This is a genomic window from Sphingomonas sp. BL-S-28 (assembly GCF_055521515.1).
The window spans coordinates 2,037,412-2,060,361 of the sequence record NZ_CM145484.1; the positions used below are offsets into that span (position 1 = coordinate 2,037,412).

At 65.3% G+C, this 22,950-nt stretch carries 25 protein-coding genes and 3 tRNA genes; 11 read left to right on the forward strand and 17 right to left on the reverse strand.

Annotated features, from left to right (window positions below; genetic code table 11):
* Positions 1–23 precede the first annotated feature (23 nt).
* Positions 24–1,514 (forward strand): M48 family metalloprotease, encoded by a 1,491-nt coding sequence (locus tag ACZ1JC_RS18360; RefSeq protein ID WP_465135509.1) that lies wholly within the window; start codon positions 24–26, stop codon positions 1,512–1,514.
* A gap of 103 nt (positions 1,515–1,617) precedes the next feature.
* Here the strand turns inward: ACZ1JC_RS18360 and ACZ1JC_RS18365 are convergent, their stop codons facing one another.
* Together ACZ1JC_RS18365 and ACZ1JC_RS18370 are read right to left on the reverse strand one after the other, a co-directional pair.
* Positions 1,618–1,791: a Flp family type IVb pilin gene (locus ACZ1JC_RS18365; RefSeq protein ID WP_395333779.1), complete on the reverse strand. Its 174-nt coding sequence runs from the start codon at positions 1,789–1,791 to the stop codon at positions 1,618–1,620.
* A gap of 127 nt (positions 1,792–1,918) precedes the next feature.
* Positions 1,919–2,107 (reverse strand): Flp family type IVb pilin, encoded by a 189-nt coding sequence (locus ACZ1JC_RS18370; protein ID WP_465135508.1) that lies wholly within the window; start codon positions 2,105–2,107, stop codon positions 1,919–1,921.
* 75 nt (positions 2,108–2,182) lie between these two features.
* Here ACZ1JC_RS18370 and ACZ1JC_RS18375 point away from each other — a divergent pair, with 75 nt between their 5' ends.
* The 4 genes from ACZ1JC_RS18375 (at position 2,183) to ACZ1JC_RS18390 (ending at position 2,995) form a co-directional block, all read left to right on the forward strand.
* Positions 2,183–2,617 (forward strand): (deoxy)nucleoside triphosphate pyrophosphohydrolase, encoded by a 435-nt coding sequence (locus tag ACZ1JC_RS18375; protein ID WP_465135507.1) that lies wholly within the window; start codon positions 2,183–2,185, stop codon positions 2,615–2,617.
* 44 nt (positions 2,618–2,661) lie between these two features.
* Positions 2,662–2,738, forward strand: a tRNA-Arg gene (locus tag ACZ1JC_RS18380).
* A gap of 47 nt (positions 2,739–2,785) precedes the next feature.
* Positions 2,786–2,862: transfer RNA gene (locus tag ACZ1JC_RS18385), tRNA-Arg, on the forward strand.
* Positions 2,863–2,918: 56 nt separating this feature from the next.
* Positions 2,919–2,995 (forward strand) — tRNA-Arg (locus ACZ1JC_RS18390).
* Between the two features lie 93 nt (positions 2,996–3,088).
* Here the strand turns inward: ACZ1JC_RS18390 and ACZ1JC_RS18395 are convergent.
* Together ACZ1JC_RS18395 and ACZ1JC_RS18400 are read right to left on the reverse strand one after the other, a co-directional pair.
* On the reverse strand, positions 3,089–4,411 hold the full coding sequence (locus ACZ1JC_RS18395) for a chloride channel protein (RefSeq protein WP_465135506.1): 1,323 nt from the start codon (positions 4,409–4,411) through the stop codon (positions 3,089–3,091).
* A gap of 240 nt (positions 4,412–4,651) precedes the next feature.
* Positions 4,652–5,206: a hypothetical protein gene (locus ACZ1JC_RS18400; protein WP_465135505.1), complete on the reverse strand. Its 555-nt coding sequence runs from the start codon at positions 5,204–5,206 to the stop codon at positions 4,652–4,654.
* Positions 5,207–5,619: 413 nt separating this feature from the next.
* On the opposite strand from ACZ1JC_RS18400, the gene ACZ1JC_RS18405 reads away from it, so the two are divergent.
* The 3 genes from ACZ1JC_RS18405 to ACZ1JC_RS18415 all read left to right on the forward strand — a co-directional run bounded on the left by ACZ1JC_RS18405 (position 5,620) and on the right by ACZ1JC_RS18415 (position 9,401).
* On the forward strand, positions 5,620–7,152 hold the full coding sequence (locus tag ACZ1JC_RS18405; protein ID WP_465135504.1) for a phospholipase D-like domain-containing protein: 1,533 nt from the start codon (positions 5,620–5,622) through the stop codon (positions 7,150–7,152).
* On the forward strand, positions 7,149–7,760 hold the full coding sequence (gene folE / locus ACZ1JC_RS18410) for a GTP cyclohydrolase I FolE (protein WP_395333773.1): 612 nt from the start codon (positions 7,149–7,151) through the stop codon (positions 7,758–7,760). The genes ACZ1JC_RS18405 and folE overlap by 4 nt, the downstream gene beginning before the upstream one ends.
* A 156-nt stretch (positions 7,761–7,916) precedes the next feature.
* Complete coding sequence (locus ACZ1JC_RS18415; RefSeq protein ID WP_465169071.1) at positions 7,917–9,401, forward strand: hypothetical protein; 1,485 nt, start codon at positions 7,917–7,919, stop codon at positions 9,399–9,401.
* Positions 9,402–9,611: 210 nt separating this feature from the next.
* Here the strand turns inward: ACZ1JC_RS18415 and ACZ1JC_RS18420 are convergent, their stop codons facing one another.
* Both ACZ1JC_RS18420 and ACZ1JC_RS18425 read right to left on the reverse strand, forming a co-directional pair.
* Complete coding sequence (locus ACZ1JC_RS18420; protein ID WP_465135502.1) at positions 9,612–10,292, reverse strand: SDR family NAD(P)-dependent oxidoreductase; 681 nt, start codon at positions 10,290–10,292, stop codon at positions 9,612–9,614.
* A gap of 153 nt (positions 10,293–10,445) precedes the next feature.
* Positions 10,446–10,925 (reverse strand): redoxin family protein, encoded by a 480-nt coding sequence (locus ACZ1JC_RS18425; RefSeq protein ID WP_465135501.1) that lies wholly within the window; start codon positions 10,923–10,925, stop codon positions 10,446–10,448.
* 192 nt (positions 10,926–11,117) lie between these two features.
* On the opposite strand from ACZ1JC_RS18425, the gene ACZ1JC_RS18430 reads away from it, so the two are divergent.
* Positions 11,118–11,720, forward strand: coding sequence for an S-adenosyl-L-homocysteine hydrolase (locus ACZ1JC_RS18430; RefSeq protein WP_465169072.1), 603 nt, complete (start codon positions 11,118–11,120; stop codon positions 11,718–11,720).
* A gap of 1 nt (position 11,721) precedes the next feature.
* Here ACZ1JC_RS18430 and ACZ1JC_RS18435 read toward each other — a convergent pair whose 3' ends face one another.
* The 4 genes from ACZ1JC_RS18435 to ACZ1JC_RS18450 form a co-directional block, all read right to left on the reverse strand.
* A complete protein-coding gene (locus ACZ1JC_RS18435; protein WP_465135499.1) occupies positions 11,722–12,369 on the reverse strand; it encodes a molybdenum ABC transporter ATP-binding protein in 648 nt (215 codons plus the stop codon).
* The gene (gene modB, locus ACZ1JC_RS18440; RefSeq protein ID WP_465135498.1) at positions 12,359–13,057 is read right to left on the reverse strand and encodes a molybdate ABC transporter permease subunit; all 699 of its coding nucleotides are present in this window, start codon (positions 13,055–13,057) and stop codon (positions 12,359–12,361) included. The genes ACZ1JC_RS18435 and modB overlap by 11 nt, the downstream gene beginning before the upstream one ends.
* Before the next feature lie 12 nt (positions 13,058–13,069).
* A complete protein-coding gene (gene modA, locus ACZ1JC_RS18445; protein WP_465135497.1) occupies positions 13,070–13,840 on the reverse strand; it encodes a molybdate ABC transporter substrate-binding protein in 771 nt (256 codons plus the stop codon).
* 80 nt (positions 13,841–13,920) lie between these two features.
* The gene (locus ACZ1JC_RS18450) at positions 13,921–14,301 is read right to left on the reverse strand and encodes a winged helix-turn-helix domain-containing protein (RefSeq protein ID WP_465135496.1); all 381 of its coding nucleotides are present in this window, start codon (positions 14,299–14,301) and stop codon (positions 13,921–13,923) included.
* A 252-nt stretch (positions 14,302–14,553) separates the two neighbouring features.
* On the opposite strand from ACZ1JC_RS18450, the gene ACZ1JC_RS18455 reads away from it, so the two are divergent.
* Positions 14,554–14,748 carry a hypothetical protein gene (locus ACZ1JC_RS18455; protein WP_465135495.1) on the forward strand — a complete coding sequence of 65 codons (195 nt, stop codon included), beginning with the start codon at positions 14,554–14,556 and terminating at the stop codon, positions 14,746–14,748.
* A 7-nt stretch (positions 14,749–14,755) separates the two neighbouring features.
* On the opposite strand, the gene ACZ1JC_RS18460 is transcribed toward ACZ1JC_RS18455, so the two are convergent.
* From ACZ1JC_RS18460 to ACZ1JC_RS18475, 4 genes are all read right to left on the reverse strand, one after another.
* Complete coding sequence (locus ACZ1JC_RS18460) at positions 14,756–16,198, reverse strand: efflux transporter outer membrane subunit (RefSeq protein ID WP_465135494.1); 1,443 nt, start codon at positions 16,196–16,198, stop codon at positions 14,756–14,758.
* Positions 16,195–17,727 carry a DHA2 family efflux MFS transporter permease subunit gene (locus tag ACZ1JC_RS18465; RefSeq protein WP_465135493.1) on the reverse strand — a complete coding sequence of 511 codons (1,533 nt, stop codon included), beginning with the start codon at positions 17,725–17,727 and terminating at the stop codon, positions 16,195–16,197. The genes ACZ1JC_RS18460 and ACZ1JC_RS18465 overlap by 4 nt, the downstream gene beginning before the upstream one ends.
* A gap of 12 nt (positions 17,728–17,739) precedes the next feature.
* Positions 17,740–18,849, reverse strand: a complete 1,110-nt coding sequence (locus tag ACZ1JC_RS18470; RefSeq protein WP_465135492.1) for an HlyD family secretion protein — start codon at positions 18,847–18,849, stop codon at positions 17,740–17,742.
* Between the two features lie 143 nt (positions 18,850–18,992).
* Positions 18,993–19,871 (reverse strand): alpha/beta fold hydrolase, encoded by an 879-nt coding sequence (locus tag ACZ1JC_RS18475; protein WP_465135491.1) that lies wholly within the window; start codon positions 19,869–19,871, stop codon positions 18,993–18,995.
* A 178-nt stretch (positions 19,872–20,049) separates the two neighbouring features.
* Between ACZ1JC_RS18475 and trxB the strand changes: the two genes are divergently transcribed.
* On the forward strand, positions 20,050–21,018 hold the full coding sequence (gene trxB, locus ACZ1JC_RS18480; protein WP_465135490.1) for a thioredoxin-disulfide reductase: 969 nt from the start codon (positions 20,050–20,052) through the stop codon (positions 21,016–21,018).
* A gap of 164 nt (positions 21,019–21,182) precedes the next feature.
* Here the strand turns inward: trxB and ACZ1JC_RS18485 are convergent, their stop codons facing one another.
* The 3 genes from ACZ1JC_RS18485 to ACZ1JC_RS18495 are packed head-to-tail and all read right to left on the reverse strand — an operon-like array spanning position 21,183 to position 22,943.
* Positions 21,183–21,983, reverse strand: a complete 801-nt coding sequence (locus tag ACZ1JC_RS18485; RefSeq protein WP_465135489.1) for a hydrolase 1, exosortase A system-associated — start codon at positions 21,981–21,983, stop codon at positions 21,183–21,185.
* Positions 21,980–22,654: an alpha/beta hydrolase family protein gene (locus ACZ1JC_RS18490; protein WP_465135488.1), complete on the reverse strand. Its 675-nt coding sequence runs from the start codon at positions 22,652–22,654 to the stop codon at positions 21,980–21,982. The genes ACZ1JC_RS18485 and ACZ1JC_RS18490 overlap by 4 nt, the downstream gene beginning before the upstream one ends.
* A gap of 25 nt (positions 22,655–22,679) precedes the next feature.
* On the reverse strand, positions 22,680–22,943 hold the full coding sequence (locus ACZ1JC_RS18495) for a phosphopantetheine-binding protein (RefSeq protein WP_465135487.1): 264 nt from the start codon (positions 22,941–22,943) through the stop codon (positions 22,680–22,682).
* Between the last annotated feature and the right edge of the window lie 7 nt (positions 22,944–22,950).

Consider the following 22,950-nt stretch of genomic DNA (forward strand, 5'->3'; position numbering starts at 1 on the left):
ACCAAGGTGCGAAGGGAGAAGCCATGACTGCAGGAAAGGTGGGGCGGGGCCGGGGCGCGGCGCTGTCGGGCGCGATTGTGCTGGCCCTCGCTCCGGGCAGTGTGGAGATGGCCACGGCGGCTGCGGCCTATCCGGCCGTCACCGCGATCAGTCAGGCTGACAAGGCGCAAGGGGCCAAGGCCCATCCCGATCTTCTGGCGGAATTCGGCGGCGCGGTGAGCGGGCCACAAGCCGCTTACGTGGAGCAGGTGGGCAAGAACATCGCCGTCCAGTCCGGCCTTTCGAATGCGAAAGGCGACTTCACGGTCACGCTGCTCAATTCCTCGGTAAACAACGCTTTCGCGATTCCGGGCGGCTATATCTACGTCACCCGCCAGTTGGCGGAACTGATGAACAACGAAGCGGAACTGGCCGGAGTGCTGGGGCACGAAGTGGGCCACGTGGCCGCGCGGCATTCGGCCAAGCGGCAGCAGGCGGCGAATCGCAACCAGATTATCGGCGTGCTGGGCTCGATCCTGTCCGGCGTCTTGCTGGGTGACAGCGCGCTGGGGCAACTGGGTCAGCAGGTCGCGACACAAGGCACGCAGATGCTGACGCTGCAATATTCGCGCTCGCAGGAGCAGGAGGCGGACCGGCTGGGCATCACTTACCTGAAGCGGGCCGGGTACGATCCACGGGCGATGGCGACGGTGCTGGACAGCCTTGCGCGGCAGAATGCGCTGGAAGCGCGGCTCAACGGCAACTCGGCGCGGGTGCCTGCATGGGCATCGACGCACCCCGATCCGGCTTCGCGCGTGCGCGATGCTCAGTCGCTTGCCGGCAATGGTGCCACCGGAACCACGAATCGCGACATGTTCCTCTCGCGAATCGATGGCCTGACTTACGGCGACGATCCGCATCAGGGGGTGGTCGACGGCACCCGCTTCATCCATCCCGACCTGAAGCTGGCGTTCCAGGCGCCTGCCGGGTTCTACATGGTCAACGGCACGCAGACGGTTTCGATCAGCGGGCAATCGGGTAAGGCGCAATTCGGCGGCGGCCGGCTGGGCACGGGTCTCGACGCTTATATCGACGGCGTTTTTGCCGGGCTGACCGACAAGGGGCAGTCGCGCATCCAGCCGGACAGTATCGAGAAGGCCACCGTGAACGGCATTCCCGCCGCCTATGGCGTGGCGCGGGTGCAGACTTCGGGCAATCAGGTGGAAGTAGCGGTCTTCGCTTACGACTTCGGTAGCGGCAATGCCTATCACTTCCTGACGATGACGAAAGTAGGGGGCGTTGGCGTCTTCAACCCGATGTTCAAGTCCATGCGCCGCATCTCCGCGGCGGAGGCGGGGCAGGTGCGGCCGCGCCTGCTGCGGGTGGTGACTGTCAAGGCGGGCGACACTTCGCAGTCTCTGGCCGCGCGCATGGCCTATTCCGATGCGCAATTGGACCGTTTTCTGGTGCTGAACGGACTGCAGGCAAGCGATCGCCTGGTGCCCGGCCAGAAGGTGAAGATCGTCACATACTGAAAAGGCCCCCGGTTTCCCGAGGGCCTTTCAAGATTGCCGAGCCGGAAACGGAAAAGGGCGGCAGGTTTCCCTGCCGCCCTGAACCGTTTAGCTCGAAAGCTTCTTACGAGTTCGTCGAACCCAGGGTCGACGAGGTCTTCGAGAAGGTCGAGGTGAGCTGCGAGCCCATGCCCTGCATGGCGGCGATCGCGGCAACAGCGATGAGGGCGGCGATCAGGCCGTATTCGATAGCGGTGGCGCCTTCTTCGTTGCGACGCAGCTTGGCGAGAAACTTCATGGTATGTCTCCTGATGTAAAGCAGTCTTCTGTACCCGGTCCATCCCGCCTGGCGTCTCGCTTCAGCGCTCCGGACAATTTCGCTTTTAGGTTGGAAGTGTTGAAAAATGTTTAAGTTGGAATTTTCTTCAGCTTGCGGAGATTGCAGTAGATGACTTCGAGGCGATGCTATTCCACATGCCAACAGCTTCATCGGCGGCGCCGCTGATTGCTACGACAACCATAAGTACAATCAATCCAAGGATCAGTCCGTATTCGACGGTGGTGGCGGCGGTTTCTTCTTTAAGAATTCGCACGCCGATCGATCGAACAGTCATGATGCACCCTGCAGTTCTCCAGAACACTCTCGGGGATGCCATCGTGGCGTTAACGAGTTCCTAATAAGGGTATCGATGCTGGAAAATTCTTTTACACCGATGGTCGTCGTTGCCGTGGCGCTCGTGCGCGGAGACGGGCGGGTGCTGATGCAGCAGCGGCCCTTCACCAGCATGCACGGCGGGCTATGGGAATTTCCCGGAGGCAAGGTCGAGCCGGGCGAAAGCCCCGAAGCGGCGGCCGTGCGCGAACTGGACGAGGAACTGGCGCTGGGGCTCGATCGCACCGTGCTGGAGCCGGTGAGCTTCGCCAGCGGGCGAACCGGGGACGGGGCCCGATCGCTTGTCATACTTCTTTACGTTTGCCGCGAATGGCGGGGCGAGCCTCACCCGCACGAGGCGGAGGCGCTTGGCTGGTATGCCCCCGAAGCCATCGAAACGCTGGCAATGCCGCCGCTCGACTATCCTTTGGCGGCGGCCTTGTGCAAATTCCTGCGCTCAAGTGCGATATAGGCGTTGACGGGGGGCGGATCCCTTTCTATTGGCGCCACTCCAACGCGCCCGTAGCTCAGCTGGATAGAGCATCAGACTACGAATCTGAGGGTCGGACGTTCGAATCGTTCCGGGCGCGCCACTTTCCTCTCGGGGAAATCGTGGCCTTGGTTGGATAGAAATTGGCACGCGCCCGTAGCTCAGCTGGATAGAGCATCAGACTACGAATCTGAGGGTCGGACGTTCGAATCGTTCCGGGCGCGCCATTTCTCCATAGAGAGGTTTCCAGACCTTTCGCCGTATGGATACATAGGGCATCTGCGCGCCCGTAGCTCAGCTGGATAGAGCATCAGACTACGAATCTGAGGGTCGGACGTTCGAATCGTTCCGGGCGCGCCACTTTCCTCACCACAGCAACCTCCGATCATTCGGGGGTTTTTTATTGTCTGCGCGGTGCGCGAACGGGCGGCGCGAATCGCATCGCCCGCCCTATTAGCTGCCAGCCTTCGCCTCATCGGAAGCCTGCGGGCGAGCGAAAGCGCGCGACAGGCCGTGGTAGAGCTTTTCCTTGCAGACCAGCGTGCTGGCGGCATCGGCGATGATGGCGGTGAGGAACAGCGGCACGATCATGCCGCGGCTGGCGGTGGTTTCCATCAGGATGATCACGGCCGTCAGCGGTGCACGCACCACCCCTACGAAATAGGCGACCATGCCCAGCAGCACGATGGCTGGGGCCGGATCGTCCGGAAATCCGTAAGACAGCAATTGCCCCAGTCCCGCGCCGACCGACAGCGAGGGTGCAAAGATGCCGCCCGGCGCGCCGGAGACGGCCGTGGCCGCCGTGGCGAGGAACTTGGCCGGGCCGAACCAGGGGGAGGGGTTTGCCGTCCCCTCGATCATGTGGCGCGTGGTTTCGTAGCCGGTGCCCCAGGTCGATCCGGTAAGCACGCCGGTTACCGCCACGATCATCCCGCAAACCAGCGCCAGCGTGACTGGCCGAGCCCGGGCCGTCTGAAACAAGGGGTGCGTGCTGCGCGAGAAAGAAAGCAGGGTGCGCGAGAACAGGCCGCCCAGCACGCCGCCCGCAACGCCCGCCACGGGTGTGATCAGCAGTACGGAGGTAACGCCCAGTGTCTGGCGCATCGCCCCGAAATAGACGTAGTCGCCCGCCACCGCCAGGCTGACGAGGCCGGAGATCACCACGGCGCCCATCACCAGCACCGCGACCTTCTGTTCAAAGGCGGCGGCCAGTTCCTCGATCGCGAAGGCGACGCCTGCCAGCGGCGTATTGAAGGCGGCAGCTACGCCTGCGGCGCCGCCGGCGATCAGCACCCCGGCCGAGATCGGCACGCGCAGAATGCGGTGGCAGGTGACCATTATCGCGGCGGCAACCTGCACGGTCGGCCCTTCGCGCCCCACCGATCCGCCCACCAGCAGCATCACCGTGGTCAGCAGCAGCTTGGCGATGGCGGTCGGCAGCGAAAGCAGGCGTGAATTGGCGAGTTGCAGGTCGTGTCCGGCCGCCATGACCTGCGGGATGCCCGATCCCTTGGCGGCCGGCGCCCAGCGCTTGGTAATGGCAACCGTCGCCGCGAAGACCAGCGGGGTCATCACTAGCGGCGCATAACGATGCTGGGCCTGGAACTGCGTGAAAATCTTCTGCGCCAGATCGCCCATCCAGGCGAAGACTATGGCGATCATGCCCAGCGCCACTGCGCCGAGCACCGTCGCTGCGCGCCTGCGGGCCATGGCGAGCGAACTGTCGAGGCCGGGTGCCGACTTCTGGAATGAGCGAAAGTGTTCCAGGGGCGTCATTCGGTTCCGATCATCTCATCGCGGCAAGCCCGAAAGCGGGCGGCCCGGCTCAGGCGCCGAAAGGCAGGCACCAAAATAGGCGAGGGGGCGATCGTCGCAAAGCGGCAGATCGACGCCCTAGTGGGCCAACACGGGGTATTATCGCAAGGACTTTGGCCGAAAAATGCAAAAGGCCCGGGATCGGCATTGCGATCCCGGGCCTCCATCCCATCAGGTCCCCGGCAAATCCGGGGCCGATTTTTACTTGCCGCTGGAGCCGCCAGCAGCACCCTGAACCGATGCGTTGAACTGGGCGGCGGTCACGCCGACAGCCAGCGCACCGTCGGCGCCAAGGCCGATGGTGTTCTTCTTGAGCGAGACGGGCGAGCCGGTCTGCAGCGCCACGGTCACGTTATCGCCCTCAACCTTGCTGACGGTGCCGAGCACGACGCCGTCGCTGCTCTTCACCGGCGCGTCGGGCACCAGCGCAGTGGCCAGCGCTTCGCCGGTCTTGGCCTGCGCGCCCTGCACGGCGGCTTCCAGCTGGGCCTTGGTCATGCCGATCGTCAGGCCCTTGTCACGGGTGACGAAGGCAGACTTGGGCAGGCCCGCGCGTGCGACGCCGGTGTTGACGGTCACCACGTCGCCCTGCACGGCCTCTACCGAGCCCACTTCATTGCCTTCGGCATCGAAGACCTTCGCACCGGCAGTCGGCTCGGCTGCGGCGGCAGCGGTCGCCGGTGCGGCCTGCGCCATGGCGGCGGCGGGAACGAGCGTGGCTGCGGCAAGCGCGGCGGCGATGATCGATTTCTTCATGGCGTACTCCTTCTCGATGCGGAAGCCGACCCAACGGCGACCGACACGCAGCCCTCCAACGCAAGAGGGCCCTCAAAAACAGGTCCGGAAAGTTGACGACCCGGACGATACGATCCGGCCAGAGCCGGAACCCGCTCCGCGCGCCGTTGCGCGTGGGAAGGAGCGGGGTGAAAGACATGCTTGTTTGCATGTGCGTAACGGAATGGCGGGTGAACGGTGCCGGATCAACCGCTGGGCCGACCTCATTTTGCGATGAAGCGGCCCAAACCCGTCGTTTCGTTCGCTGTATGCGGTGAACTGCGTAACGGCGGCGAAATGCCATGGCCCTTGCCGCAGGGAACATGTTGCGCTCTTGTTCGCTAGGTGCAGCACCTGGGTACGCGCGCGCGATTGAGATCGAACGGGGGAACGCATTGGAAAGCGAGATTTTGAAAGAGGCGGAGGAGCCTGCCGTCTCTCCGTCGGTCTGGCGCTATGCCATGGCGCGCCGGGCGCATGTGGTGATCGACGCCGCAGACTACTTCTCCGTGATTCGCGAAGCGATGGAATCGGCGCGGCAGCGGATTTTCATGATCGGGTGGGATTTCGATTCGCGCATCCTGCTCACATCCGGCCGGCGCTGGTGGCAGGGCGGTCGCAAGGACCGGTTTCCGGCACGGCTGGGATCCTTCATCATCTGGCTGGTGCGGAGCCAGCCACGGCTGGAGATCCTGCTGCTGAAGTGGAACGTCTCTCTGGTGAAGTCGCTGTTTCGCGGCACCATGGTGATCGACCTGATCCGCTGGGCCTTTCGCGATCGCATCCACTTCCGCTTCGACGGCGCCCATCCGATCGGCTGCAGCCACCATCAGAAGATCGTGGTGATCGACGATGTGTTCGCTGCCTGCGGAGGCATCGACATGACCTCCGACCGTTGGGACACGCCCGAGCATCGCCCGCACGACCCGCGCCGCCGCAGGCCCAGTGGTCGGCTCTACGGACCCTGGCACGATCTGACGATGGTGATGGAAGGCGAAGTGGCCGGCACGCTGGCCGAACTCGGGCGGGCGCGCTGGGCGGCGGCCGGGGGCGACGAGATCGTGCCCTGCGCCCCGCAGGACTTCGTACCCTGGCCCGAAGGACTGGTGGCCGAGTTCGAAAACGTCGAGATCGGCATAGCCCGCACGCGCGCGGAATATGACGGTTGCTCGCAAGTGTCGGAGATCGAGCAGCTTTTCGTCGAGCAGATCCGCCGTGCCAAGCGCTTTATCTATGCGGAGACGCAATACTTCGCCTCCCGCGCCGTGGCGGAGGCGATTGCCGAGCGATTGCTGGAGGATGATCCGCCGGAAATCGTCATCATCAATCCTTTGAGCGCCAGCGGCTGGCTGGAACAGGTGGCGATGGACACCGCGCGCGTGGAACTGGTGAAGACGCTGCGCAATGCCGATCACGCCGGCCGCTTCCACATCTTTCACCCGCGCGCGGCGGACGGCGAGCCCATCTACGTCCACGCCAAGCTGCTGATCGTCGATGACGAGATTCTGCGCGTAGGCTCGGCAAACATGAACAACCGGTCGATGGGTCTCGATTCGGAGTGCGACGTGTTCATCGATGCGGCACGCCCGGCCAATGTCCATGTGGTTCCGGCGATCCGCGCTTTGCGCATTCGATTGCTGGCCGAGCACTGTGGCAAGACTGAGGACGTGATCGCGGAGGCGCTGGATCGTTACGATTCGATGGCCGCGATGATCGAAGGTCTTGTGCCGGTGGGCAAACATCTCGAACGCTTGCCCTTGAAACATCTCTCCGATGCTGAAAGAGCGCTGGGGGAAAGCGCTCTGCTCGATCCGGAACGACCCGGTGAGATGTTCGAGCCGATCGAGCGGCGCGGTCTGTTCCGCCGCAAGGGGCAGCTTATGCGGCTGCGCCTACAGGAAAGATTGCGAAGGAGTATCAAGGGATGAGCAGCCTGGTCGGTCCCGACGAGGACAGCCCTTTCGAAAAGAAGCCTGCGGTGCCGGAAGACGTGCAGGAAGCGATCCGCACGCTGATCCGCTGGTCCGGCGACGATCCGGAGCGCGAAGGGCTGCTGGACACGCCCAAGCGCGTGGCGCGGGCGTGGAAGGAATATTGCCAGGGCTATGGCGAGGATCCGGCCATCCACCTCAGCCGCGTGTTCGAGGAAGTGGGCGGCTACGATGAAGTCGTGCTGCTGAAGGACATTCCGTTCCAGTCGCACTGCGAGCACCACATGGCGCCGATCATCGGCAAGGCGGCGATCGCCTATCTGCCGCGCGATCACGTGGTGGGCATTTCCAAGCTGGCCCGGGTGCTGCAGGGCTATGCGCAGCGCCTGCAGATCCAGGAACGGCTGACCGCCGAAGTGGCCGAATGCATCTGGACGCATCTGAAGCCGCACGGCGTTGCCGTGGTGATCGAGGCCAGCCACGCTTGCATGTCCGCGCGCGGCGTGCGCACGCCGGGCGTCAGCATGATCACCAGCCGCATGATGGGCACGTTCCTTGAGGACGAGCGCAGCCGCAAGGAAGTGCTGAGCCTGATGGGCTACTGAGGGGGCATTCTGGCACGGCGCCAGCTTACTCCCCCACCCGACCTCCCAGATTCTACCCTGTAGGGAGGTCGGGCGGAGGAGTGAGCCGGCGCCGCACAATTCGCGTTTCGCGAATTTTCAAACCGGCGCTTATCCCCGTTTCCGCGCGCCGGGAGCTTGAACGGCTCCCGCCGTGCGGCGATGGAGGCTTGGCGGCGCCATTCGCGCCGCGCCGGGGGTAGTTTGAGCGGTTTCAAGAATAGCGTCGAAGGGCAGGGCGCCCCTCTGCTGCGTTACGGGGCTGCGCTGGTTCCGGCGGCGATGCTTTGCGTGCTGCTGCTGCGCAGCGTCTGGGACGTCGACATCTTCTGGCAGTTGAAGCTGGGTGAGATCATCCTGGCTCATGGCGGCCCGATTTCCCGCGAACCTTTCGCCGCGCTCCATCTGGGCGAGCCACTGCCGGCGGTGGGCTGGCTGGCGCAGGCGAGCATGGCCTGGGTGCGCTTGCTGGGCGGCTGGGGCCTGCTGCGAGTGTTCGATTCGCTGGTCTGGTTGGGCGGCTTCTGGGCCGTCGCCGCGGCCTGCCGCCATCGCGGCGCTACCGCGCCCGCAATCGCGCTGGCACTGGCACTGGCCTTCTTTGCAGCCTTGCCGACCGCGAGCATCCGTCCGCAGAGCTTCGCGGCGCTGTGCTTCGGCCTGCTGCTGGCGCTGATGCAGCTGCGCCTCCGCCCGCTGCTCACGATCGCATTGGGCGCGCCGCTGTTGGTGCTCTGGCAGAATTTCCACCCCTCGGTGAGCATCGGTGTGCTGACCTTGGGCATTCAAACTGTCGTTGGCGGCCTGCTCTGGCTGCGCGACCGCAATCGCCCGCTGCCGGTTCCCGCTGCCGTGCTGACGCTGGTGGCCATCGCGGTGATCTTCGCGACGCCGGACGGTTTCTCCATCCTCGCCATCTCCGCCACCAATACGGAGATGAGCCTGGCCATCGGCGCCAGCGAGTGGCGGCCGCTGTGGATCCCGGCGAACTGGAACAATGCCGTGCCGGTGCTGGCCGTGCTGCTGCTGACGTTATGGACCGTGCTGCGCGGGCGTCGCTACGACCCGGCCGAAGTGCTGGTGGCGCTGGCGCTGCTGGTCATGACGATCTTCGCCTATCGCTTCGTGCTGTTCTGGGCGCTGGCGATGGTGCCGGTGGTCGCGCGCGGGGCGAGTTCGCAAGAGCGCGCACTTGCCGCCCCACGCTGGTTGCCCGCTGCCGCCGTCGCAGTGGTGGCATTGGCCTTGCCGCTCCTGGCGCCCACGCGCTTTGCGCCGAGCCTGCCGCTGGAGAGCATCGCGCGACTGAAACAGGAAAACCTGCGCGGTACGGTCTATGCGGATTTCCCGTTCGGCGGCCCGGTGATCGATGCCGGCTGGCCCAACTGGCGCGTGGCTTACGACGGGCGCTATTACCGCTACACCCATGACGAATGGCAGTACAACGGCGGGATCGAGAATGGCTACGTCCCGCTGGTGGACGTTATCGCCAAGTGGCACCCGGTGGCCTTCGTCATCCAGGAAGACCACAATGCGCCGATCGCCGCGGAACTGGCGCATTCGCCGCGCTGGAAGCGGATATTCCGGGGTGCTGACGGGGTGGTGGTTTACGTCAGGCGCTAGATTTCGCGAATTAATGCGGACAGAGTACGGACATTATCTCGAAACCCCTAACTCCGTTGCCCTCGCGAAGGCGGGGGCCCCGCTGCCTTTCTGCGACATCGCCAGAAAAGCGGGATCCCCGCCTTCGCGGGGATGACGAGGTAATATGAGTTGGGGCTGGGTCGATCCCGACCCAAGTCGGCTCAATCGCAAGGGTCCGTGCGAGCCGCCTCAACCGCCGCGCGTAACCGGCAGCAGCGCGCCTGTTACCGCACGCGCGGCGTTGGAGGCGAGGAACAGGATCACGTCCGCAATCGCCTGCGGTTGCACCCAGGTCGAGAAATCGGCATCCGGCATATCGGCGCGATTGGTGGGCGTATCGATGATGCTGGGCAGTATGGCGTTCACGGTGACGCCGGTGCCGGCCAGTTCCTCGGCCAGTGCTTCGGTCAGGCGGTGGACGCCGGACTTGGAGGCGGCATAAGCGCCCATGCCCATGCCCGCCTTCACCGCACCGCCCGCGCCGATGCTGATCACGCGCCCGGCCGCCGAAGCCTTGAGCGCGGGCAGCGAGAGCTGGGTGATCGTGGCGGCGGTCGTCAGGTTCATGGCCTGCATCTTCGCCCACGAGGCCAGCGATCCGCCTTCCAGCGTTTCCCAGATGAAGCCGCCGGCGATGTTCACCAGCACGTCGATGCCGCCATGCGCTGCCGCCACCTTGTCGAGCGCGGCGCGGGTTGCGGCTTCGTTCGTCAGGTCGACGCCGCCGATATCCAGCGCGCCTGCCAAGGGCTCGCGGGCCGAAGGGGCGAAGTCGATGCGGGCGACTTGATCGCCTTGCGCAGCGAAAGCGGCGGCAACGGCGCTGCCGAGTATGCCGAATCCACCAGTGACGATAACCGAACGGGTCATGGAAATTCCTCTCTTTGCGCGGACGCTATCGCGCCGGCCGGGGAGGGGCAAGCCGGGCCGGAATATCGGGCGTGAGCCAACGCCCTACCGATGCTCAGGAAAAAGGCGGCGCTTCCGAATGGAGGCGCCGCCTTTTCAAACGTCAGCCTGAAATTAGAGCTGACCGAGCATGTAGTCGGCGGAGCTGACTTCGAACGCGCCCGGCGCTTCGACGTTCAGCTGTTCGACCACGCCGTCGTTGACGACCATGGAGAAGCGCTTGCCGCGCTCACCCATGCCGAAGCCGGTGCCGTCCATCACGAGGTCGATCGCCTTGACGAAATCGCCATTGCCATCAGCCAGCATGGCCACGTCGTCGGAGCCGGAGGCCTTGCCCCATGCGCCCATCACGAAAGCGTCGTTCACGGCGGTGCAGGCGATCGCATCGATGCCCTTCGCCTTGAGTTCCGCAGCCTTGTCCACGAAGCCGGGAAGGTGCTTGGCCGAGCAGGTGGGCGTGAAGGCGCCGGGAACCGAAAACAGCGCAACCTTCTTGCCAGCGAAGAAGTCTGCGGTCTGAACCGGTTCGGGGCCGCCTTCGCCGGCCTTGATCAGCTTTACGTCAGGCAGCTTGTCACCAACGGCGATGGTCATGGATTTATCCTTTGTCTGCAAATGAATCGCGGATGCGCGCTGATATAGGGCGGCCGTGTCGGGGCGCAAACGGTGCGCGCGTCGAACATGGTTAAAATCGCCTTCACCTGAGCCATTAAAATCCGGTGAACCACTGCGTGAGAGCCTGTCTGCGGGGTTCGGCAAATGCCGGATCGTCGGAGGAGGCAAGCGATGATGAGCATGAAGCGCGTCGCCGTAGGGGGACGACATAATCGAGGGACACTGGGCCATCGAACCTCGCGCGGCGGCGAACGTCGCTTGTTGGCGGGGTCGATCATGGGTCTGGTGGCGGCGCTGGCGGTCGGCCTGTCCGATCCGGCTCACGCGGCCAAGCCGGGTATCGAAAAGAACAAGTCCGGGCCGGTTCCGGCCGCAACCGCCGGGGCGGGCGACGGCGCGGAGCAGTTGCGCCGGCTCGACATCATGCTGATGGTGACCAGCCTGCGCTGCCGCCGGACGACCGACGATTTCCAGGCGGACTACGGCGATTTCACCAAGGAGCATCTGGACGATCTGAATGACGCGGCCCGTTCGCTTCAGGCCGGATTTGTCGGGCGTTACGGGCAGCAGGGCGCTACCCGCGCGCTGGACAAGATCAGCGTCGTGATTGCGAACCAGTACGGTGCCGGGCATCCTTGGCTCAATTGCCACGAGTTGAAGCAGATCACGCGCGGACTGGTCCGCAGCCATGGGCGCGGCGCGCTGGTGGACGCGGCGCAGGAAGTGCTGGCGGATCAGCGGCCGCGCACTGTCGTTGCGCTGGCGCTCAAGTAATTCAGGCCGAGACGGCGGCCGGCGCGGGGACTTCGATCACCCGGTCGGCCAGCCGGTCCACTTCGGCCCGGTCATGGCTGACGTAGAGGATCGGCAGGCGCAATTCGTCGCGCACGCGTTCGATCACGCGCAGGATTTCCTCGCGCCGCTCCGCATCGACGGAGGCGAGCGGCTCGTCCATCAGCAGGAAGCGCGGGCCAGCCAGCAGCGCGCGGCCGATGGCGACGCGCTGCGCCTCACCGCCGGATAGCGTGGCGGGCATCCGGCTGAGCAAATGGCCGATGCCCAGCACCTCCAGCGCGACCTCCTGCTCCAGCCAGCGGTGTTCGGGCGCGGCGATGCGCCAGCCATAGAGCAGGTTGTCGTGCACGGTCTTGTGCGGGAACAGGCGCAGGTCCTGAAAAATATAGCCGCAGCGGCGGCGTTCGGGCGGCAGGTTGATGCGGCGTTCGGCATCGAACAGGATGTCGCCGGAAACCGCGATGTGGCCTCGCGACGGTTTCACCAGACCGGCGATCATGTCGAGCAGCGTGGTCTTGCCCGCGCCGGACGGACCGAACAGCGCGGTCAGTCCGCCTTGTTCGGCGCGGAAGGCATAGTCGAACGTCCGTTTCCCGCGCTTGAGGCTGAGCGAAACGTCAAATGACATAGCGCATTGCCCCCGCTTGATTGCGGCGTGCCATCCATTCGGAAATCACCAGGGCACCCAGCGAGAGAGCGATCGACAGCCCCGCCAGTCGCGCTACCTGCCATTCCGCGCCGGGAACCTGCAGGGCGCTGTAGATGGCCAGCGGCAGGGTTCGCGTCTCGCCCGGAATGTTGGAGGCGAAGGTGATCGTGGCGCCGAATTCACCCACTGAACGCGCGAAGCCCAGCACCAGCGCGGCCAGAATGCCGGGCAGGGTAAGGGGCAGGGTGATCGTGGCGAACGTGCGCCAGCGGCCGGCGCCCAGCGTGCGCGCGGCCAGTTCGTAACGGCGGTCCACCGCCTCGATCGACAGGCGCATGGCGCGCACCATCAGCGGCAGCGCCATGATCGTCGCGGCGAGCGCGGCCCCGGTCCAACGGAACATGAAGGTGAGGCCGAAGGCATTCTCGAAAAAGCGGCCCATCGTGGAATTGGGGGCCAGCGCGATCAGCAGCAGCCAGCCGGTCACCACCGGAGGCAGGACCAGCGGCAGATGGATCAGCGCGTCGAGAACGATCACGCCGGGAAAGCGCCAGCGGGCCAGCACCCATGCCAGCGCGAAGGCCAGCGGCAGCGCGCAGGCCATCGCCACGCCGCTGACCTTGAGCGACAGCAGCAGGACTTCCCATTCCTCTGGCGTCAGGTTCACGCGCGGGTCCGGTTACTTCGTGCCGAAGCCGAACTTGCGGAACACCGCCTTGCCCTCGGCCGAGATCAGGTAGCGGCGGAACCCTTCGGCATCGCGATTGCGCGAGGCGGAAAGCACGGCGACCGGATAGCTGATCGGCGGGTGCGAATTGGCGGGGAACACGCCGGCCACCATCACGGCCGGTTCGGCGCGCGCGTCGGTGGCATAGACGATGCCCAGCGGCGCGGCGCCGCGGCCCACGAGCGCCAGTGCGGCGCGCACGTTCTCTGCCGGGGCAAGGTTGTCCTTCACCGAATCCCACACGCCCAGCTTGGTCAGCGCCTGCTTGGCGTAGATGCCCGCCGGAACCGCTGCCGGATCGCCCACGGCCAGCCGCCCATTGCCCAGCGCGCGGGCCAGCGGGAAGCCGGGCTTGATGGCGATGCGCTGCGGCTTGGCCTTGGGCGCGACGATGACGAGATCGTTGGTCAGGAACGAAACGCGCGTGCCCTTGCGGACAAGGCCCTTGGCCTGCACTTCGTCCATCCACGGCTCATCGGCGGAAACGAAGACATCGGCCGGCGCGCCCGCCTCGATCTGGCGGGCCAGCGCGGAAGAGGCGGCGAAGGAGATCTTCGGGCGCGGATGGCCCTTCTTTGCCCAGCCATCGGCAGCGGCATTCATCGCTTCCTGCAGGCTGGCGGCGGCCAGCACCAGCGGGCCTTCCGACTGCGCGAAAGCAGGCGTCCAGAGCGAGGCGAGCAGGAGAAGGACAGGCAGGAACAGCGCGCGCAGCCGGAGCATCTTGGAAAACCTTCCGAAAGTATCTGTATCCGGCTGTATATGGTCCGTCCGGTCTTGCCTAGGGTGCCTTCACGTGCAGTTCAGTGCCCGCGCGGTTCGGTCGGGCTTTGCCGCAGAAGCGTTGAAAGCGCGGCCAGATCCGCATTGTCGGCCGCCTGTTCGATCCGCCGCTGCAGCGCCCGGTAATGGGTGAGCACCGTCTCGCCCGCTGCGGTAAGGACGGCGCCGGCACCGCCCGCGCGGCCGGGAGAAGTGGCCACCAGCGGGCTGGCCCAGCAGCGGTTCATCGCATCGACCAGCAGCCAGGCGCGGCGATAGCTCATGTCCATCGCCCGCGCCGCTGCCGAGATCGAGCCATGCGTGCGGATCGACTCCAGCAGGTCTGCCTTGCCCGGACCCATGGCGATTTCGCCGCCGCATACGAGGCGCGACTTGATGGAGAGCAGGGCATGATCGGTCATGAAGAAATTGTCCGTGGCAAACTGGCAAAAGACCTATGCCATGGGAGGCAAGCGGGCAATGTGGAGAGAGATTGCAGGAACGCATTCGTCTGATAGCATGTCGGTTGAAGCCAGTGGCTTCGGGTCGCCACGGCCAAAAAGGTCGGGTGATCGGGGACCGGCGGGGGCGATCCGGAACAGGACACGGGGCCTGAACAGGAAAGGAGGCGCAAAGCCTCCACATCGCGCCCGCGCACGAGAGAGGATGCGTGGATGAAGGTCGCTGATGAGAAGACTATCCGTTTCGAACGCCGCATCGACTCGGCGGGGGGAATGGTGATTCCCGCGCCCGCGATGGCGTTGGGAAGCGGCAAGCGCGATGACAAACAGGACGTTCGCTCGCTTATTACCGCCGTGGCGATGTGCGTCGCCTGCTGGCTGGTGCTGGGTTACTACCTGCTGACCTGAGGCCGCTTCAACGGGCGGCAACGGTCTCCGCCGGTACCCAGCCGCCCGCCGTTGCCGCATAGAGCCGCGCGACGTTCTGGAACTGCCGCGCGCGGGTATCGACCAGCGCCAATCGCGCGTGCTGCGACGATCGGCTGGAATCCAGCACTTGCAACACGCCGCTGTTGCCCACTTCGAAGCTGCGGCGAGAGAGGCGCAGCGAATGGTCAGCAACTTGCGCCGCCGTTTCCCGCGCGCCGAGTTCGCGGGCATCGTTGCCCAGTGCCGAAAGCAGGCCGGATACCTGACCGAAGGCTTCGGTCACCACCTGCTTATACTGTTCGGCGGCGGCCTGCGCTTCGGCCTCTGCCTCGCGCTTTTCGGCCTTCAAGGTGCCGCCATGGAAAATCGGCGCGGAAACGCCTGCGAAGATGTCGAAAGCGTTGAACTTGCTGCTGAACATACTGGCGATTTCGGATGTCGACTGGCTGGTCGTCGCCCCCAGCGTGATGTCCGGATAAAGGTTAGCGGTGGCGACGCCCACTCCGGCCACGGCGGCGTGAAGCCGCGCTTCCGCCTCGCGAATGTCCGGGCGGGAATGGACCAGTGTGGAGGGCAGCGCGACCGGCACATTGCTCGGCAGCACGAAGGCGCTCAGGCCGAACCCGGTTTCGCCCAGTTCCTGCGGTGAAATGCCCAGCAGCACCGCCAGCATCGCGCGGCCTTCGGCCAGTTGCTGTTCCAGCCCCGGCAGGTCCGCCCGATCATTGGCGAGTTGGCCCTGCGCGCTCAGCACTTCCACCTGTGTGCCTTCGCCGGCACGGTCGCGTTTCTGCGTGAGCGAGACGTTGCGCTCATCCTCTGCGATCAGCGCGCGTTCGGTGTCCAGCCGGTCGTTGAGGGCGGCGATGGCAAGCACCTGGGCAACCACGCGTCCGGCGATCAGCAGGTGCGCTGCCTCGGTCGCGCGCGCCTCTGCTTCGGCCTGTGCGGTGGCGCGTTCCAGCGCGCGGCGGTTGCCGCCGAAGAGATCGAGGTCGTAGCTGACGCCGCCGCCCAGCGTGTAGAGGTCGAACTTCGGGTTGGGGATCGCGCCGAACTGAGAATCGCTGGAAAGTCCGAAGGCAGCCAGATTGACCCGCTCGTACTCCGCGCGGGCATTGGCATCCAGTTGCGGCAACTGCCGGCCGGCCACGGCGGCGACCTGCTGACGTGCCTTTTCCAGGGTTGCGCGCGATGCCGCCAGCGAGTGATTGCCGGCGAGGGCCTGCGCCACCAGCGCATCGAGCCGGGCATTGCCGAAAGCCTTCCACCAATCCGACTGCGCCGCTTCGCCCAGCGATGCGCTTTCGGCCGCGGCGCCATAGCCCGCTTGGGCTGAAGGCGGGGCAGGGGGCGCATAGTGCGGCCCCACCGTGCAGGCGGCGCAGAGAAGCAGCGGGACGAGAGTGGCGGTCTTGCGCAAGGTCATTCCCCGATGGGCAGCGTATGGGTGTCCACCTGCATCTTGCGCACGCGCATCATCATCACGAGCGGGATCAGGCAGAGGGTCAGCAGGAACACGGCGTGGAACAGCGTGACGTCGCCCACCATCGTCGCCTGGCGGGAGACTTCGCCATAGATGGCGGACAGGGCCTGCTGCGATCCGAAGTCGAAATCGGGGCGGGCCCAGGCGAACACGGGATTGTCGGGGCGGACGTGCTGCACCAGATCGTTGCGGGACTGGGCGATCAGGTGGAGATATTCGTACTGGATCGCCGATATGCCCACCGCATTGCCGACATTGCGCGTGAGCGCGAAGATCGCCGCGCCCTCGTTGCGCAAGGCCGGGTCCAGCGTGGAAAAGACGATGACCGACAGCGGCACGAAGATCATTCCGCTGCCCAGTCCCTGCACCAGCCCGCAAATGAGCAAGGTGCGCTGGTCCACATAGAGGTCCACACGCGAATACATCAGCATTCCGGTGCCCATCAGCACCAGCCCGGTGACGATCACCGCGCGCGTATCGACATACTTGAGCACGCGGGAAACGATCAGCATCGACGTCAGCGTGCCGATCGCACGGGGCAGACTGATGAAGCCCGCCTGCAGCGCCGAATAGCCGAGTAGCGACTGCGTCATCACCACGATCATCGGGATCGTGGCGAAGGCCACCACGCCGATCATCATCGAGAAGATCGATCCGATCGCGAAATTACGGTCCTTGAACAGGCTGGGCCGGATGAAAGTGTCCCGCGCAGTCGCCATGTGCACGACCATCAGATAGGTCGCCACCGAGCAGATCAGCGCATAGATGCGGATCTCTCCGGAATCGAACCAGTCCAGATGCTCGCCCCGGTCGAGGATCAGCTGCAATGTCGTCAGCGCGATCGAGACGAGGATAAAGCCCAGCAGATCGAACCGCGTCTGTAGCCGGCTGGGGCGGCGGCGCAGGAAGGCCAGCATTCCCAGGAACGAGAGCGCGCCGAACGGCAGGTTGATGAAGAACACCCAGCGCCACGACAGCGCATCGGTCAGCCAGCCGCCCAGTGTGGGGCCGATGATCGGCCCGGCCATGGAGCCGAGCGCGAAGATCGCCATGGCTTTGCCATGTTCTTCCGGCGGGTTGATGTCCAGCAGGATTGCCTGGCTCAGTGGAACGAGGCCAGCCCCGCAGGCGCCCTGCAGGAAGCGGGCGAGGATGATCGTCTGAAGATCCGTCGCCAGCCCGCAGAGCGCCGAGGCCAGCGTGAACCCGGCGACCGAGAACAGCATCACGTTCTTGCGCCCCACGCGTCCGGCCAGCCAGCCGCTGAGCGGGGTGGCGATGGCGCTGGCGACAAGGTAGCTGGTAAGCACCCACAGCACCTGCTCCTGAGAGGCGGAGAGGCTGGCCTGCATGTGCGGCAAGGCGACGTTGGCGATGGTCACGTCCACCGCCACCATCGTCGATGCCAGCATGCAGGGCACCGTGATCAGCAGCCGCTCAAGCGGCGGCGGGTAGGCCGAGGTCGCCGGCATGACCCGAGTTCCTCAGCGCTTTTGGGGTGTGGTCTTGGCCGTCGTATCGGCGGCGAAGAGATGGCGCTGGTGCCCGGTATCGACCGTGACCGTGGCGGAAAGCCCGGCGCCCAGCGGCAGGTCGCCCGCCGCTTCATCCAGCGTGATCTGCACGGGCAGGCGCTGCACCACTTTCACCCAGTTGCCGGTGGCGTTCTCTGCAGGAAGGACGGAAAAGCTGGATCCGGTGCCGGGGCTGAAGCTCTGGACATGGGCCTTGAACGTGCGGTCCGGGAATGCGTCCAGCTTCACGGTCGCCGGCTGGCCCGCACGCATGTAGTGAAGCTGGTCTTCCTTGAAATTCGCCTGCACCCAAAAGTTCTGGCCCGTCAGCATGAACACCGCGCGACCGGGCGAGACGTAGTTGCCGACCTGAAGCTGGTTCACGCGGGTGACGACGCCGTCCTGCGCCGCGCGCACTTCGGTATCGCCAAGGTCGATGCGGGCCTGCGCCAGTTTCGCGGCGGCCTTGCGCACTTCGGGCAGGGCGGATGTGTCGCCGTCGACCCGCCCGGCCAGACTGGCGCGCAGGCTTTCGACGCGCGCCTCGGCAGCCGCAATGGCCTGTTGCGATGCACGAGCCTCGGTCGCGGCCTGTTCGTACTGCGCGCGCGAGGAAATGCCTTCGCCGGTCAGCGATTTCTGGCGCGCGGCTTCGCCCACGGCGAAATCGTGCCGCGCCTTGGCGGTGGAGACTTGCGTCAGGGCCTCGCGGTAATCGGCGCGCAGGGAGGCAGCATCGGTTTCCGCCTTGGCCAGTTCGGCTTCGGCGGAATCGACGGCGGCGGCGAAGTTGGTCGGGCGGATGCGGAACAGCACCTGTCCCTTGCGAACGCGGTCGTTCTCATGAACTTCGATGGCGACGACAGTGCCCGCGATATTGGGGCTGACCGCGACCATGCCGGTCTGCAGTGCGGCGTTGTCGGTCTCTTCATAGCGACCGCCGGAAAGATAGAACCAACCCGCGCCGGCCAGCACGATCAGCGGGCCGGCAATCATCAGCACCGCCCGCAGAGAGCGCCGCTTTGCGCGTGGGACCGAAACAATGTTGTCTTCGGCCTTGATCGAGGTTTCGGCGTTCATGCGTTCCTATGCCCTTGGTGCGCGCTGGGGCCGAGACTCGGGCCCGGAACTTCTGCGCGCAGATACTAAGCATAGTTATTATCAGCAATACAACCATCGCAAGGGTGCGCATCGGGTGATCGCGATTGCGATCATGTCGGCCGTCACCTGGCGAGGAACGCCTTCACGTCGCCCATGAACCGGTCGAACTGGTCATGGTGCAGCCAATGCCCGGCATCGTCGTACTCGATCAGCTGCGCCGTCGGGAAATAGTCGATCCGCCCGTCGATCGAGGGGCTCTGCGAGAAGCTGTTCTTTCCCCACAACATCAGCATCGGGCAGGTGATCGCCTGCCACAGCGCGGTAACGTCGCTGGTCGGCATGTCGGAGACCGACCAGATGTTGACGTAATTGTCGAACTTCCAGCTCCAGGTGCCATCCTCGTTCCGGTTGGTGCCATGGATGGTCAGGTGGCGGGCCTGCTCGTCGGTCAGGAAGGAGTTCTCTTCCTTCATGCGCTCATAGGCGTCGCGGCGGGTGGCGTATTTGCGGGGTGTGCGGCCGGCGGCCTTGCGCTTGTCGTCGATCCACTGGCGCAGCCGTTCGCCCACGCCGCGCTCTTCCATCTGGCGGCGGATATGCGGCGGAGGGCCGAGTCCCTCGATATTGACGAACTTCTCCACCTTGTCGGGAAACAGCCCGGTGAAGCGCGTGGCGATGCCGCCGCCCAGCGAATGGGCGATGATCGTCACCTTGTCATAACCCAGCGTGTGCACCAGCTGCGCGAAGTCGTAGACCATCGCGTCCATGCCGTAGTGGCCTTCGGGGGACCATTCGGAATCGCCGTGGCCGCGTAGGTCCGGGCAGATCACGTGCCAGTCGCGCCGAAGCTCCTCGGCCACCCAGTCCCAGCTGCGGCAATGGTCGCGCCCGCCATGCTGCAGGATCAGCGGCGGCGCGTCGACATTGCCCCAGTCGACATAGTTGAGCCGCAGGCGCTGCGAGACGAAGTGGTTGGAAGTGGGGCCGAGTTGTGTGTCCATCGGCTGAGCGTGGTCCGCCGAACAGGGCCCGTCAACCACGGCGAAGCGATGATTTGCGGGGATCAAGTATTTCCATGAGGACCGGAACGCTTGGCAAACCGGGGGTCTTGCCCCTATCTCGCGCCCCGACGATTTTCACGAATTGCATTGTTTGAGATTCAGGCCGGAGGCTTCGTAAATGGCGACCACGCACAAGACCCGCATGCTCATTATCGGTTCCGGCCCCGGCGGCCTGTCCGCCGCGATCTACGGCGCGCGCGCTGGCATGGAGCCGATCGTGGTGCAGGGTCTTCAGCCCGGCGGTCAGCTGACCATCACCACCGATGTCGAGAACTATCCCGGTTTCCGCGAAGTGATCCAGGGCCCCTGGCTGATGCAGGAAATGGAGGCACAGGCCGTCCACGTTGGCACGCGAATGATGTACGACGTGATCACCTCGGTCGATCTGGAAGGGCCGGTGTTCCGCGCCGTGGGCGATTCGGGCGACGTCTACGAAGGCGACACTCTCGTCATCGCCACCGGCGCGCAGGCGCAGTGGCTGGGCGTTCCCGGTGAGCAGGAGCTTTCGGGCAAGGGCGTGTCCGCCTGCGCCACTTGCGACGGTTTCTTCTATCGCGGCAAGAAGGTCGTGGTGATCGGCGGCGGCAACACCGCCGTGGAAGAGGCGCTGTACCTCACCAACCACTCCGACGAAGTGACCCTGATCCACCGCCGCGATACGCTGCGCGCCGAGAAGATCCTGCAGGATCGCCTCTTCGCCAACCCGAAGATCAAGGTGGTGTGGAACAAGCGCGTCGAGCGTTTCATGGAGGGCGAGAACGGCGAACTGCGCGCGCTGGCCCTGATCGATACGCACACCGGCGAGCAGAGCGAAATCCTCACCGACGGCGCTTTCGTCGCCATCGGCCACGCCCCGGCGACCGAACTGTTCAAGGGCAAGCTGCCGATGGACGAGACCGGCTACCTGCTGGTCGAACCTGGTACGCCGAAGACCGAAATCCCCGGCGTCTTTGCCTGCGGCGACGTCATGGATCACACCTACCGCCAGGCGATCACCGCCGCCGGCACCGGCTGCATGGCCGCACTCGATGCCGAGCGCTACCTTGCCCACCGCGACTTTGCCGAAGCGGCGAAGGTCGAGGCCTAAGCATCAGCGGGGCGGGAAGGCACAGCTTTCCCGCCTTGTTTTGACCATTGCCGCTAAGTAACGCTGCCCAAATCCCGTCATCCCCGCGAAGTCGGGGATCCCGCTTGTTCTTGAGACGCAGTGCAAAGGAAGCGGAGCCCCCGCCTTCGCGAGGGCGACGGAGTTTAGTGGGCCGCGCGCGGCGCCACAGCCTCAAGACATTCCAGCACCTGACCTGCCAGCCAGTCCTGCGCTGCCGGCTCGACAAAGCTATGCGAAGCCTCCGGGCATGATTGCAGGCGGGCATCGGCCTTATTCCAATTCGCCGCGAAGGCGAGCCCGGTACGATCCCGCCCCGCGACCAGAAACCGGACCGGTCCTCCGAACTCCGCAATTCCCGCCGCTATTTCCGCAGCAAGCCCCTTCGGCACGGCCGGAGCGGGGCGCGCCGCCGCCAGCAGACTGCGCAGCAGCGGGACAACCGCCACTTTTCCGGTAAGAAGCCGCTTCAAAGCCGCCGGATCGGCAAGCCGACGCCGATAGTGATCGCGCACGACTTCGGCGGGAGCCTCGTCGGCGGCATCCTCGTCGAACGTCCATGGGTTCGACAGCACCAGCCCATCCAGACCCGCGCCACCGGCCAGCATCAGCGCGCTGGCGGCATCGCAATTGCCGAAGCCGACCACGCGGGAGACTTGCGGACACTGCACTCGGAGCGCGGCAATCGCGGCGGCCATGTCCGGCCCGCTGGAGCGGAAGCCTCGGTTGATCCCCTCGCTGTCGCCCACGCCGCGACGGTCGAAGCGCAGTGCAGGGTAGCCCTCGGTAGCGATGCGGGCGGCGAGCAGGGCTTGCCCGTTCCACGCCCCGGCGCGGGTCTCGTTGCCGCCGGAAACAATCAGCAGTGCCGTGGTTCCGGCAGCTTCATCGAGACTGGCGGCAAGCTCCGAGCCTTCGCAGGCGAACGTGAAATGCCGCCGTGTCATGCGCGCATCCCCTCAATCAGCAAGGCGGCCAAGGCATCGGCCTGTGCCGCATCCTCGTCCGGCTCGGCGCGCAGCCAGAGGCCGCTGCCGCCCAATTGCTCCTGCGCGATGACGGGCACTGACGGATCGGGCGCGAGCGCTTCAAGATCGCGGAACAGTGCCGGACCCAGCGGATATCCGGCCAACACGATGCCATCGCGATGCGCCGTTTCCGTCAAGACCTCGCGATTTTCCTCCCGCCCGGCCTCGCGGCTGGCGAGCATACGGGCGCGCAGCATCGAGCGCAGGATATTGGCTCCCTTCACCGGCGCATAATGCCACGCGGGGAGGGCGGTCGGGGTGACCAGGCATCCTCCGCGCAGGGCGAGCACATGGGTTGCGCCGAAATGACCGACCGCAGCCGTCATCGCCGCGCGCCAGCTTTCGGCGTCCTGATCGCGAAGATCGCGCAGGCTCTCGTTAGTGCCGGGAAGGTCGGGCAGGAATGCATCGATGCCCGCCCGGTCCAGCCGCCGCATGACTTCGGCGCAGAAACGCCGCAGGCGGTTTGCTTCATCGAATAGTGCGGGAACGATCAGCAGGCGCGACGCGCAGCCGCGATCGCAGGCGAGGGCATATTCCTCGCTCGCACCACCTTCAGGCAGGGGGCAGGGCCAGGTGAGGGGGCTCATCGGGCGATCCCCCCATCAAGGCAGGTCAGGCCGTGGCGCGCTTGGCCTTGGCGAATTCCAGCAAGGCGCCGAAAGTCTCCAGCATCTCGCCGTCGATCTCGTCGTCCTCGATGATGATATCCAGACGGTCTTCCAGCTCGGTCAGCAGGCCGGCAACGGCCATCGAATCGAGTTCGGGCAGGTGTCCGAACAGGCCGGTATCGGCCTGAAAAGTCTCGGCTTGTCCCTGCTTCAGGCCCAGCACGTCCGTCAGGATGCGGCGCAGCAGCAGGTCGGTGTCGTCTTGCATGGCCCCT